We start from the raw sequence: 11377 nt of genomic DNA, 5'->3' as shown, positions 1-11377 counted from the left end.
CCGCCGAGGCCGCGCGGCGAGACGCGGAGGGCACAGCGGAGTTGATCGCCGTCAAGGGCCGCGCCCGCACCCACGGTGCGAACAGCCGCGGCACCGCCGATCCCGGCGCCGTCTCGTTCTCCCTGGTCGTCGCCGCCGTCGCCGACTCTCTCTGATACTCGCGAACAGGAGCACAGCATGGGTCACCGCATCGTCGTCGGTTCCGACGACGCCGGATTCGACTACAAAGAGGCCCTCAAGCGGGACCTCGCCGACGACGACCGCGTCAGCGAGGTCATCGACGTCGGGGTCACCGCCGACGGGAACACCGATTACCCGCACATCGCCGTGGCGGCCGCCCGCAGGGTCGCCGATGGCGACGCCGACCGCGCACTCCTGGTCTGCGGGACTGGCCTGGGCGTGGCGATCGCCGCCAACAAGGTCCCCGGGATCCGGGCGGTCACCGCGCACGACTCCTACTCCGTGGAGCGGGCGGTGCGCTCGAACAATGCTCAGGTCCTCACGTTCGGACAGCGGGTCATCGGACTCGAGCTCGCCCGCCGGCTCACTCGGGAGTGGCTGGGCTACCAGTTCGATCCCGAGTCGCGTTCGGCCGGCAAGGTCGCGGCGATCTGCTCCTACGACGGTTCGCAACCTGTCGAGTCATGACCGGGACATGGGTCGGCACCAGCTGGAAGATGACCAAGACGCTGGCCGAGGCTCGTGACTACTGCGCCCGGCTGGCCACGGTGGCTCCGGAGCGATGGCCCGGGCTGACGCCGTTCGTACTTCCCCCGGCCACGGCCCTGGCGACCGTCGTCGACGCGCTCGGCCCGGGATCGCCGATCGTCGTCGGAGCGCAGAACGCCCACTGGGAAGACGCCGGCGCCTGGACCGGCGAGGTCTCGGTACCCCAGATAGCGGATGCGGGTGCACGGATCGTCGAGATCGGGCACTCCGAGCGCCGCACTCATTTCGGCGAGACCGACGGCAGCGTCAACTGCAAGATCGAGGCCGCGCTCCGGCACGGCGTCCGGCCGCTGGTGTGCGTCGGCGAAGGAGACGACGTGTTCCGCGCCGGCGGATCCGTCGAGTTCGTCTGCGCGCAGGTGGACGCAGCCCTCGATGGGCTCGGCGACGTCGTCGACGTGCTCGTCGCCTACGAGCCGGTGTGGGCGATCGGGACGTCGGGACGACCGGCCCGGCCGGACGAGGTGGCGCCGGTGTTCAATGCCCTCCGGCGTGAGTACAAGGGCCGGCTCGCAGGACTTCTCTACGGCGGATCCGTCACGGGAGACAATGCCCGTGATCTGCTCGACGTGCCGGGAAACGATGGCCTCTTCATCGGCAGGGCGGCGTGGGACGTGGAGAACTTCATCCGCATCCTCGATCTGGCATCCCAGCACCGTGCGGTACCAGCGGCGGCGCCACCTACGCTCTAAGCCGCCATGGGCGACGAGTCGCCCACGAACGTTCGCGACGGCCCGTTCAGGCATTCACCACCTGTTCGAGCACATGCCGGCCGATCTGCGCCATCCGGGGGTTGTCGTCAGAGTGCGCCGCAATGGCAGTGCCCATGTTCAGCGCCCAGCCACGAGCACGCGCCCACGTCTGCGCGTCCATGCCCGCGAGTTCGTCGAGTGCGGAGCGAAAGGCGGCGCGCGCCTGACCGTCGAAGACCATCCACGCGGCCGCGAGGTCGGTCGCCGGATCGCCGCTGGTCAGATCGCCGAAGTCGAGGACGGCGGCGAGCCGCATATCCCCGCTATCCGGCTCCTGGCGCAGCAGCACGTTCGCCGGATGCGGATCGCCGTGTACCCAGACCGGCGGGCCGGGCCACGGTTCGGTCTCGACAAGCTCACTCCAGACCGCCCACAGGGCATCTGCCTCTGGGATCATGCCCGTGTCCAGGCGTTCGCGTACCGCGGCCGTGCGGGTCTCGAGCGGGACCCCGCGGACAGGGTTGCGCGGCGCATCGTCGGGCGCGGACACGTGGAGCTCGGCCATGAACGTCGCCAGGTCGGCCGCCGCCGCGCTCCGTGCGTCGAGCGGCACGTCGGCAGCGGACAGCCCGTCGAACCAAGGGCCGATCGTCCAGGGCCAGGGATACCCGTGGCCTGGGACGCCGACGCGCACGGGGGCCGGGATGGCGACACTGAGCCGTTCGGCCAGGGCCGGGAGCCACCGCTGCTCGTTGAGAGTCAGCTCGACCGCCACCTGACGGCGCGGCAACCGCACACACAGATCATCGCCCATCCGGTAGATCACGTTGTCCCAGCCATTGGCGACGAGAACCAACGGCCCCAGCAGGTCCGGATGCTGCGCGGAGACCAGACGCTCCACAAGTTCAGCATCGACGGCGACCTCAGCGGCAGGCATGTCCACGAGGGACTATCCTGCCAAAGCCGTACATCCCCTTGCGGCTATATAACCAATCAGGTATGTTCAATCCCATGCCTTTCGATGTGTTGGCAGAGCCGACCCGGCGGCACATCCTCGACCTGCTGCGGGAACGCCCGCACCTGGTTGGCGAGCTGACCGAGGCGCTCGGGCTGAGCCAGCCCGGCACGTCGAAGCACCTGCGCATCCTGCGCGAGGCAGGGCTGGTTCGCGTCCGGCACGACGCACAGCGCCGCTGGTACGAGCTTGATCCTGAACCATTGAGGCAGGTCGATGAGTGGCTGACGCCGTACCGGTGGATGTGGGCGTCCCGTCTCGACGCGCTGGAGCGGCACTTGGACACCATGCCCGACGAGCCCGAGAACTCGGACCACGAGAGAGATCCATCATGAACGAGTCCCTGAGCACCACTGCCGACGGCCGCACCATGCTGCAGATGGAACGACGGCTCTCCCACCCGCCCCTGAAAGTCTGGCGAGCACTCACCGAGCCCGCCGAGCTCAGCCAATGGTTCCCGATGACCGTGGTGGAGATCGACCTGCGCGCGGGCGGGGCCCTCCGGCTGGACCTCGGATCAGACCCGAACGCGCCCGGCCCTTCCGTCGATGACCTGCACATCACCGAAGTCGATCCTCCCCGGCTCTTCGAGTTCAACTGGCACGGTGAGGTGTTGCGCTGGGAACTGCGGCCGGACGAGGGCGGCTGCCGGCTCGTCTTCACTCACACCTTCGACGACCATGCGGGTGCTGCCAGCTTCGCTTCCGGGTGGAAGACATGTATCGATGCGATGAAGCTGTTGCTCGACGACAAGCCCATCCCCGACGAGCAGCCCTCGGCGGAGCTGCACGACTCTTACGTCGACGCGTTCGAGTTGGACACCGGCGTCTCCGAGGACACGGGCGACGGTTGGCGGGTCCGTTTCGAGCGCCAGCTGACGGCTCCGGCAGAGACTGCATGGGCCGCGCTGACAGAAGGCATGCCGCCTGTGGGCGACCCACCTCCGCAGGCGTTCACCGTCGATTCCGTGTCGCCGGGGACGGTGACCGCAGCCGATGCTCCAACAATCCTGGAGTACGAATGGTTGGCCGACGGCCGCCACCCCGCCGGCAGAGTGCGCTGGGAGATCCGCGACGAGGACGGCACCGGGCACGGCGCACGGCTCATCCTCACCCAGTCCGGCGGCGTGGAGACCAAGGATCGGCAAGCGGATGCGCTGGAGGCGTGGCGTCGGCCGATCCGGAGACTCGCGGAGCTGCTGCGCGCCGACCAGTAGCGCTGGACCGCACGGCAGAGACGGCCTACCGTACGGTGCCCTTTCCTCCCTGGAACGGCAGGAGCACGATCCGGTCGGAATGGGTCTCCAGCAGCTTCGGATCCACCCCGGACAATGCCCCGATCTCGGTCAGTGACGTGTAGCCATGACGAGCGTCGCGCTCGGCGACGAACGTGTCGGCCACGTCCGGCCTCCATCCCAGGAAATGGACGATCCCCGCGGCCGTCACGTTGTTGAGGTCCATCAGTCCGCCATCCGCATACTCCCGGCGCGTGTCCGGCCGACCGATGCCCAGTTCAAGCGCCATCGCCGGATCACGCTCCACGATCCCCCGGGCCTGCTGCCGCCGCATCCGGTCGTGCAAGACTTGCTTCACGGCCGGATCGATCTGCGGCTTGGGCCGATCGAACACGATCTTCCGGCCGGCCGCCGCCGCGGACACGCCGCCGATCATGTCGAGAATCCAGGGAATCCCTGCCACAGACCCGTCGGCATCGACGATGAACATCACCACTACGGCGACCGACATCAGCGCCAGCACAGCGGCGGTCAGAAGCCAACCGGTGGTGCGAGCACGCCAGTAGGCCTGCGCGGCGGGCACGAACGCGAGCGTGCCGAAGCTGAGCACCGGAATCAACATCCAGAGCCCCTGGCCGATGGCCCGCCCAGCCTTGGCGAGCACGCCGTCGTCGTTCTCCTCAGGGCTCGGTGCCATGGCTCAAGATTGCCACACGCCGACTCCGCCGGGACTACGGCGCGGCGGTTCCATACCCCCTGCGGAAGGGCAGCAGGACGGCCCGGTCCGCTGCTTCCTCCAGCAGCTTGGGGTCGACGCCCGAGAGCGCCCCGATCTCGGTCAGCGACGCGTAGCCATGACGAGCTTCACGCTCGGCGACGAACGTCTCGGCGACCTCCGGCGGCCACGCCAGAATACGCACGATGCCCGCAGCCGTGGCATTGTTCAGGTCGATCAGGCCACCGTCCGAATAGGGGTGTGCGCTGATCGGCCAGGCCGATGCCCAGCTCCAGCGCCATCGCCGGATCACGCTCCACGATCCTGCGAGCCTGTCGCCGCCGTTCCCGATCCTCCAAGACTCGTTTCACCGCCGGGTCGACCTGCGGCTTCCGCCGATCGAACACGATCTTCCGGCCGGCCGCCGCCGCGGCCACGCCGCCGGCGGCACCCAGGATCGCCGGGGTTCCGAGAACACTCCCATCGAAGTCCGCCGCCGTCAGCACGATTGTGGTCGCGGAGATGAGCGCGAGCGAGGCGGCGGTCAGAAGCCAACCCACGGTACGGGCGCGCCAGTAGGTCTGGGCGGCCGGCACGAACGCGAGAAAGCTGAGACTGAGCACCGGGATCAACATCCAGAGCCCCTGCACGATGGCCCGCCCCGCCTTTGCCGGCACACCGGCGGTGTCCTCTTCTTCAGGGCTCGATCCCATGGTCCCCAGACTGCCACACGCCGACAGCCCTGGACTCGCAGGTCACGCCGCTACAGGCCGCTGGGCACGCCGAGGGGTGCCCGCACGTCGCCGTCGTCGAAGTGGAGCCGTAGATTTCCGACGACCTTCTCCGCATGCGCTCGCGAGCCGGCACCGTCAGGATCGACCACGAGCACGTGGCCGAGGTACGCGTCGTTGTCCCGCGGCCGACGCACCGCCGCGGGCATGGGCATCGCCCAGCGATGTACGTACGGATCCGCCTCGAGAAGCTCCACTCCCGAGACGCGTTCGACGACGCCGTCCCGCGGAGACATCACAAAGAACACGGCCGCGCTGACGGCACCCGTGTCCCCGGCTTCCGGCGTACGCGCGGCGGCGGGGGTGTCGCCGATCCGGGGCATCCGCCCGAGTGCCAGTTCGACGAGCATCTCCAGCGGATGAGTACCGGTGACCAGATGCACCAGGTCGAAGATGTACCCGCCGCCCTGTCGTGGGTTCATCTCCACCAGGCGCGGCCCATCCCGCGTGATCATCACCTCGGTATGGCTCAGCCCGTGTGTGTAGCCGATCGCCGCCAGCACGTCCCGGACGAACGCCTCGACCTCACGGATGACCTCGACGCCGAGCCGGGCCGGGAACATGTGACCGGACTCCACGCAGGCGGGCGGTGCCGTGATGCTCTTGTCCGTGGTCCCGACCACCGTCGTCGTGCCGGCGAAGGTCACGGACTCCACGCTGACCTCCTGCCCCTGGAGCTGCTCTTCGAGGAGCAACAGCCGCTGCAGAGGCTGGCCGCGGGTGTTGTGCTCGAAGCCGGCGACGGCCCAGAACGCATCCTTCAGTGCGGCGTCGTCATCGATGAGCTCGACGGCTGTGCCCGCGTTGAGGTCCACAGGCTTGGCGATCAGCGGTGTCCCGATCCGGGCCGCCGCCTCACGAGTCTGTTGCCACTCGTCCACCACAGCGAACGCGGGGTTAGGCACCCCGGCCGCATCGAGCGCGGCGCGGACCAGGTGCTTCTGGTTCGCCCGCCGCATCACCTCAGGCCGGGCGCCGGGCAGTCCCAACGAGGCGGCCACCGCAGCGACGGTCTCCAGGTAGTAGTCGCAGGTAGTCAGCACCCCATCGATGTTCCGGCGGGAGGCCAGGGTCGTGGCGATGTCGAGGACCGCATCCAGATCGTTCGTATCCACGACGACGATCTCGCTCGCTTCAGCCACCACGGGGTGCGGCCGACCGTCGCCGGTGGACGTGTACAGCTTGCGATCCTTGGTCAACAGCACATATTCGTGACCGAGCCGCCGGATGATCGGCGGCAGGCATAGACCGGTCGAGTGCAGCCAGCTCTCCACCATGAGTAGGGTCGCCATGTCACACCTCCGGAACCGCGCGGCGGCGGGCATCGGACGACGGAGCGGCCGAGCCGGGCGTCGGCGTGGGCTTGCGGGAACGCTGCGCGGGGAGCGGAACGTCGCCGGTGGACGCGTCCTGCGAATCGGCGCCGCCATGCGTGACCGCGGCGCGATCGCCCCGCTTGCGGAGGACGATCGCCGAGTTGATGACCTCGTCGTCGGGATGCACGACCGCCAGTACGTCGAACCCGTCGAACCGGCCCGCTCCGATCTCGGGGTAGAGCAGCGTCCGCATCCCGCGCGCGCTCCGGAGCAGCAGCAATGCACCCGGGTCCATCGACGCCGCCAGGTGGCGCAGCAGAACGGCCTTCTGTTCGGCCGTCTCACCGACCAGGGCCGCGAGGACCACGACGTCATAGCCGCGCAACTCCACCTCGGCCGCATCTTTGTGGTGGACACGCAGATCGTTCCGGCCCAACGCCCGAGCGAGGTCGCGGGAGGCGGCGACGGCGTCGCCGTCCCGATCGAAGCTGTCGACCGGGACACCCAGATCCTCGGCGAGGAGGAGCGAGCTCAACGGCATCGGCCCCGATCCGATGAACGCCACTGAGCGTACGGTCGCCGTCCGATCCGGTGCCGGCAGGTCGCCGAGCCCCGGCGTCTCTCCCGCCGATGCGTCGACAGGGTCCGGCGTCGCCCATGCCTGGGCCAGTGCGGCGATCTCCATCCGCACCAGGCAGCGGTAGTTGTCCAGGTACGGAAAGAGTGCCAGCTCGTCGCCCGGATCCGAGCTGGCCCGGATGCGCTCCGCCCATGTCCGTTCCAGCTCGGTCTCCCCGCGAGCGCACAGCTCCCGGAGACGGGGCGCCAACGCGCAGACGACGGGGTCGTCGAGCACCTGTGGAGCGGCAGGCTCCGGCGTGGTGAGGACAAGGTGGACCAGCCGGGCGAACAGGCTGTTGACATGCGGCTCCGGCCGGAGGTCCGAGCAGCTGTCCAGCTCCCGATAGAGGGCGCACAGCGCGCCGGTGACATCCATATCCAGTCGCGTCGTGGTGTCCAGCACGGTCACTGAACTGCCCCACTCTCCAGCGGGCGCCCGTCACGAGCCGAGCCTTCGTCGGTGCAGGACATACGGGAACGTATCAGACAAAGTGGCGCATCATTGGTTATGAGATTCATGTTCATCGCGGATCATCGTGCCACAACCCAGCACTGCATCGCTGCCCTTTCGGCACATCTTCTTGATCTTTCTCGCGATCCACGCGCCTCTCCAGGACGTGCGCCAAGAACCAACGATGACGTAACCGACACTTCTATCGGTGACAGAGCTGTCGCTGACAGTCTTGTCAGTTAATATCCTGCTATGGGTTTCGTCAATCGGCGCACTGAGCTGGCCGACCTGGAGAGCTGGTGGGCCAAGCCCGATCCGCGGCCCGCCCTGGTATGGGGACGGCGGCGAGTCGGCAAAACCGCCCTCCTTCAGCGATTCTCCGCTGACCGTAGAACGGTGTTCCACCTCGGGTCAGGGCGGACGGAGTCGGGAGAACTAGCCCAACTGTCACGGAAGGTTGCCAACGCATTGCCGGACAGTCTGCGCGATCTCGCCGCCAGTCCCTACCGCAGCTGGGAAGAGGCATTCGAACATCTCGCGCAGGCCGCCAGGGACGAGCCCTTGCTTCTCGTACTCGACGAGTTCCCCGAGATGATGACGAAGTCCCCGGAACTGCCTGGCGTCCTGCGGGCGTTCCTGGATCTGTCTTCTGGTCGAACCAAGCTTCGCATCTTGCTGTGCGGCTCAGCGGTGAGAACGATGCGAGCCATTCAGGAGGAGCGCGCCCCACTGTACGGACGCTTCGACCTGTCGCTACATGTCCACCCATTCCGCCCACACGAGGCTGCCGAGATGCTGCCACATCTCAAGCCAGCCGACCGGGCGCTGGTATACGGGCTACTCGGCGGCATGCCGCTCTACCTCTCCTGGTGGGACCAGGCGAAGTCGGTCGACGAGAATCTGGCCGACCTGGCGACGCGTCCAACGTCGCCGTTGGTACTCGAAGGGGATCTTGTCCTTGCTACCGAGAGCCGCCATGGAGACCAGGTGGCCGACGTACTCCGGGCCATCGCGGAAGGCCGGACGAAGCACAACGAGATCGCCGACGCTGTCGGCACAGACCCCAGCAGGGTACTCCGAGACCTGCAAGAGCTACGTCTGGTCGAGCGGATTCAGCCGGTCACCGAAACAGGCAGCTCACGCAGACGCATCTACCGCATCACGGACAACATGATCGCCTTTTATCTCGGCGTCCTGGGGCGGTACCGAGACGAGATCAATCGAGGCCTGGGTGAAACCGTGCTTGCCGCCATCCAAGCCGGCGTCGACGATCACATGGGCGCATGCTGGGAGGACGCGTATCGCGACCATCTCCGTCTGCGCGCCTCCGAGATCCATCCGGAAACCGTCGCCGTCGGCTCATGGTGGCAGTCCGGGCATCAGGACGAGATCGACGCCGTCGTGCTGGCCGGGCGAGCCCGCCGGCCCGTACTTGTCGGCGAGGCGAAATGGGGCAGGAAGGTCAACGGCGAACGGATCGCCGCCCAGCTCGCCTCCAAAGCAAGCCGACTGACGACGGATATCTCAGTCCTCCGATTCAGCATCTGCGCCCGCGAAAAGGTAACGGACGCGCCATCGAACGCCCTTATCGTGACGGCCGCCGACATCTTCACAAGGTAGGCAACGTACTCCTCGGCCTTCTCGACGTCGGCGTCGTCGGAAACGATCTGCGCCACGAGCGCGGACGCGATATCAGCGATGTGTCTCGCGCAAACGGGTCTTGAGTAGCTTCCCGGCCGCGTTCCGGGGAAGGGCATCGACAAAGACGACCGACTTGGGCACCTTGTACTTCCCTAACTTGCCCGCCAGGAAGTCCAGGATCTCGGCTTCCGTCGTGGTGTAACCGTCCCGAACCACGATGACGGCCCGGCCGACCTCTCCCCAGCGCTCGTCGGCGACGCCGATCACGGCGCACTCCGCCGCCGCAGGATGCTGGTAGATGACCTGTTCGACCTCGGCCGGATAGACGTTCTCCCCGCCGGAGATGAACATGTCCTTGACCCGGTCGACGACGTACATGTACCCGTGGTCGTCCACCGTTGCGGCGTCGCCCGTGCGTAACCAGCCGTCCTCGGTGACCGCGGCGCTCGTCGCCTCCGGCAGCTGCCAGTAGCCTGCCATGACGTTGGGACCCTGGACGAGGATCTCACCGACCTCGCCGGTTCCGACGTCGGTGAGATCGGGCCGGACCACCCGGACGTCGGTGAAGAAGCACGGAGTGCCCGCCGAACCGACCTTCACCGTGCTCTCCGCGGCCCGCAGGAACAGCGCACCGGGCGACGTCTCGGTCAGCCCGTAGCCCTGCAGGAAGATCAGGCCCCGATCCTGGTACGTGCGGATCAACGACTCCGGCACCGGTGCGCCACCGCACATCAGGTTGCGCACAGACGACAGGTCCGCGTCCGCCCAGCGCGGCGACTGGGCCATGGCGAGGAACATCGCCGTAACCCCGAACATCCATGTCACCCGCTGGTCGGCGATCAGGTCGAACGCCTGGTCCGGGTCGAACCGCGACATGAGAACCGCCGTGCCGCCTTTGAGGACCGTCGGGAGGAACAGCTGGTTCAGGGCGGCAGTGTGGAACATCGGGGCGCTGACCAGGCTGATCTCGTCCTGTGTCACGTCGACGTCGAGCAGGATGTTGTAGCAGTTCCAGGTGATGTTGGCATGTGTCAGCATCACGCCCTTCGGGCGCCCGCTGGTGCCGGAGGTGTACTGGATCATGCACACCTCGTCGAGTTCGACGTTCTCGTCGATCGGCTCCGCCGCGGCACCCGCGAGCATCTCCTCGTACGGCTGGGACATGCTCGCTTTCCCGGCGACGTCCGTCGCGATGTGGCCGGTCCCGACCTCGACGTAGTGCCTGATCTCGACGTCGTCGCGGAACCCCGCCACCGTCTCCGCGAGCGCGGTGTCCCAGATCAGCACGTCGGCGCCGGAGTCGTTGAGGATGAAAGCCAGCTCCGGGGGTGCCAGCCGCGTGTTCAGCGGGACGAAGACAGCGCCGGCCGCACCTGCCGCGAAGAGTGTCTCGGCCAAGGCAGGATGGTTCAGCCCGAGATAGGCGACCCGGTCCCCACGCCGCACGCCGAGGCCTCGAAGCGCGTGCGCCAGCCGTGTCACCCGGTGATGCAGCTCGCCGTAGGTGATCGTCGTCGACTCGTGCACGAGAGCGGTCCGGTGCGGTGTCATCCGGGCCCGCCGAGCCGGCCACGATCCCACTCCCTGGTTACGCATCGCCGCCTCCTTGGACGGGTCAGGTGCCGAGTTTGAGCAGGCGGGCCGCGTTCTCCTTGAGGATCAACGGCCGCACCTCCGGCTTGATCTCGAGCTTCTCGAAGTCGGCGAGCCACCGGTCCGGCGTGATCGCCGGGTAGTCCGACCCGAACAGCACCTTCTCCTTCAGCAGCGAGTTCGCATAGCGGACCAGCTGCGGCGGGAAGTACTTGGGCGACCAGCCGGAGAGGTCGATGTAGACCTGCGGCTTATGGGTGGCGATCGAGAGTGCCTCGTCCTGCCACGGGAACGACGGGTGCGCGAGGATGATGGGCAACCCCGGGAAGTCCGCTGCCACATCGTCGACGTACAACGGGTTGGAGTATTTCAGCCGGATACCGGCCCCGCCGGGCACCCCGGAGCCGATGCCGGTCTGGCCGGTGTGGAACAGAGCGGGCAGACCGAACTCCTCGAGCACCTCGTAGAGCGGGTACGCCATCCGGTCATTCGGATAGAACGCCTGCAACGACGGGTGGAACTTGAAGCCACGGACGCCATGTTCGCGTACCAGCACGCGTGCTTGGCGGGCCGCCGCCT

The 11377-nt window shown here is 67.6% G+C and carries 14 protein-coding genes; 6 read left to right on the top strand and 8 right to left on the bottom strand.

Annotated elements, in window-relative coordinates; all coding sequences use genetic code 11:
* The 3 genes from ELR45_RS42985 to ELR45_RS26670 all read left to right on the top strand — a co-directional run.
* Positions 1-155 (top strand): DAK2 domain-containing protein (locus tag ELR45_RS42985; RefSeq protein WP_165368119.1); only part of this gene is annotated, 155 nt, incomplete at its 5' end.
* Positions 156-177: 22 nt separating this feature from the next.
* On the top strand, positions 178-648 hold the full coding sequence (locus tag ELR45_RS26675) for a ribose-5-phosphate isomerase (RefSeq protein WP_129669030.1): 471 nt from the start codon (positions 178-180) through the stop codon (positions 646-648).
* Positions 645-1421 (top strand): triose-phosphate isomerase, encoded by a 777-nt coding sequence (locus ELR45_RS26670; protein ID WP_129669029.1) that lies wholly within the window; start codon positions 645-647, stop codon positions 1419-1421. Before ELR45_RS26675 ends, ELR45_RS26670 begins: the two co-directional genes overlap by 4 nt.
* 46 nt (positions 1422-1467) lie before the next feature.
* Here the strand turns inward: ELR45_RS26670 and ELR45_RS26665 are convergent, their stop codons facing one another.
* A complete protein-coding gene (locus ELR45_RS26665; RefSeq protein WP_129669090.1) occupies positions 1468-2358 on the bottom strand; it encodes an aminoglycoside phosphotransferase family protein in 891 nt (296 codons plus the stop codon).
* A 74-nt stretch (positions 2359-2432) separates the two neighbouring features.
* On the opposite strand from ELR45_RS26665, the gene ELR45_RS26660 reads away from it, so the two are divergent.
* Positions 2433-2771: an ArsR/SmtB family transcription factor gene (locus ELR45_RS26660; protein ID WP_129669028.1), complete on the top strand. Its 339-nt coding sequence runs from the start codon at positions 2433-2435 to the stop codon at positions 2769-2771.
* Positions 2768-3652 carry an SRPBCC family protein gene (locus tag ELR45_RS26655; protein WP_129669027.1) on the top strand — a complete coding sequence of 295 codons (885 nt, stop codon included), beginning with the start codon at positions 2768-2770 and terminating at the stop codon, positions 3650-3652. Before ELR45_RS26660 ends, ELR45_RS26655 begins: the two co-directional genes overlap by 4 nt.
* A 25-nt stretch (positions 3653-3677) precedes the next feature.
* Here ELR45_RS26655 and ELR45_RS26650 read toward each other — a convergent pair whose 3' ends face one another.
* The 5 genes from ELR45_RS26650 to ELR45_RS26635 are packed head-to-tail and all read right to left on the bottom strand — an operon-like array spanning position 3678 to position 7522.
* Positions 3678-4367, bottom strand: coding sequence for a hypothetical protein (locus tag ELR45_RS26650; RefSeq protein WP_129669026.1), 690 nt, complete (start codon positions 4365-4367; stop codon positions 3678-3680).
* Between the two features lie 34 nt (positions 4368-4401).
* Positions 4402-4590 (bottom strand): hypothetical protein, encoded by a 189-nt coding sequence (locus tag ELR45_RS42980; protein WP_165368118.1) that lies wholly within the window; start codon positions 4588-4590, stop codon positions 4402-4404.
* A complete protein-coding gene (locus ELR45_RS41545; protein WP_165368117.1) occupies positions 4535-5098 on the bottom strand; it encodes a hypothetical protein in 564 nt (187 codons plus the stop codon). The genes ELR45_RS42980 and ELR45_RS41545 overlap by 56 nt, the downstream gene beginning before the upstream one ends.
* Before the next feature lie 50 nt (positions 5099-5148).
* The gene (locus tag ELR45_RS26640; protein WP_165368116.1) at positions 5149-6468 is read right to left on the bottom strand and encodes an ATP-grasp domain-containing protein; all 1320 of its coding nucleotides are present in this window, start codon (positions 6466-6468) and stop codon (positions 5149-5151) included.
* 1 nt (position 6469) lies between these two features.
* A complete protein-coding gene (locus ELR45_RS26635) occupies positions 6470-7522 on the bottom strand; it encodes a nicotianamine synthase family protein (RefSeq protein ID WP_129669023.1) in 1053 nt (350 codons plus the stop codon).
* A gap of 294 nt (positions 7523-7816) precedes the next feature.
* Between ELR45_RS26635 and ELR45_RS26630 the strand changes: the two genes are divergently transcribed.
* Positions 7817-9184: an ATP-binding protein gene (locus tag ELR45_RS26630; RefSeq protein WP_129669022.1), complete on the top strand. Its 1368-nt coding sequence runs from the start codon at positions 7817-7819 to the stop codon at positions 9182-9184.
* A gap of 72 nt (positions 9185-9256) precedes the next feature.
* Here the strand turns inward: ELR45_RS26630 and ELR45_RS26625 are convergent, their stop codons facing one another.
* Positions 9257-10801 carry an acyl-CoA synthetase gene (locus ELR45_RS26625; protein ID WP_129669021.1) on the bottom strand — a complete coding sequence of 515 codons (1545 nt, stop codon included), beginning with the start codon at positions 10799-10801 and terminating at the stop codon, positions 9257-9259.
* A 19-nt stretch (positions 10802-10820) separates the two neighbouring features.
* Positions 10821-11377, bottom strand: a 557-nt coding sequence (locus ELR45_RS41540) for an amidohydrolase family protein (RefSeq protein ID WP_240760167.1), incomplete at its 5' end; no start/stop codon positions are given.

Source organism: Phytoactinopolyspora endophytica (assembly GCF_004138495.1).
Lineage (GTDB): Bacteria > Actinomycetota > Actinomycetes > Jiangellales > Jiangellaceae > Phytoactinopolyspora > Phytoactinopolyspora endophytica.
This window is presented reverse-complemented; position numbering and strand designations above follow the sequence as displayed.

What these genes read in the sequence shown, in the direction of transcription:
- ELR45_RS26655 (WP_129669027.1), top strand. Translation starts at nt 2,768, where the DNA reads ATGAACGAGTCCCTGAGCACCACTGCCGACGGCCGCACCATGCTGCAG.
- ELR45_RS41545 (WP_165368117.1), bottom strand. Translation starts at nt 5,098, where the DNA reads ATGGGATCGAGCCCTGAAGAAGAGGACACCGCCGGTGTGCCGGCAAAG.
- ELR45_RS26675 (WP_129669030.1), top strand. Translation starts at nt 178, where the DNA reads ATGGGTCACCGCATCGTCGTCGGTTCCGACGACGCCGGATTCGACTAC.
- ELR45_RS26640 (WP_165368116.1), bottom strand. Translation starts at nt 6,468, where the DNA reads ATGGCGACCCTACTCATGGTGGAGAGCTGGCTGCACTCGACCGGTCTA.
- ELR45_RS26660 (WP_129669028.1), top strand. Translation starts at nt 2,433, where the DNA reads ATGCCTTTCGATGTGTTGGCAGAGCCGACCCGGCGGCACATCCTCGAC.
- ELR45_RS26625 (WP_129669021.1), bottom strand. Translation starts at nt 10,801, where the DNA reads ATGCGTAACCAGGGAGTGGGATCGTGGCCGGCTCGGCGGGCCCGGATG.
- ELR45_RS26665 (WP_129669090.1), bottom strand. Translation starts at nt 2,358, where the DNA reads ATGCCTGCCGCTGAGGTCGCCGTCGATGCTGAACTTGTGGAGCGTCTG.
- ELR45_RS26650 (WP_129669026.1), bottom strand. Translation starts at nt 4,367, where the DNA reads ATGGCACCGAGCCCTGAGGAGAACGACGACGGCGTGCTCGCCAAGGCT.
- ELR45_RS26630 (WP_129669022.1), top strand. Translation starts at nt 7,817, where the DNA reads ATGGGTTTCGTCAATCGGCGCACTGAGCTGGCCGACCTGGAGAGCTGG.
- ELR45_RS26670 (WP_129669029.1), top strand. Translation starts at nt 645, where the DNA reads ATGACCGGGACATGGGTCGGCACCAGCTGGAAGATGACCAAGACGCTG.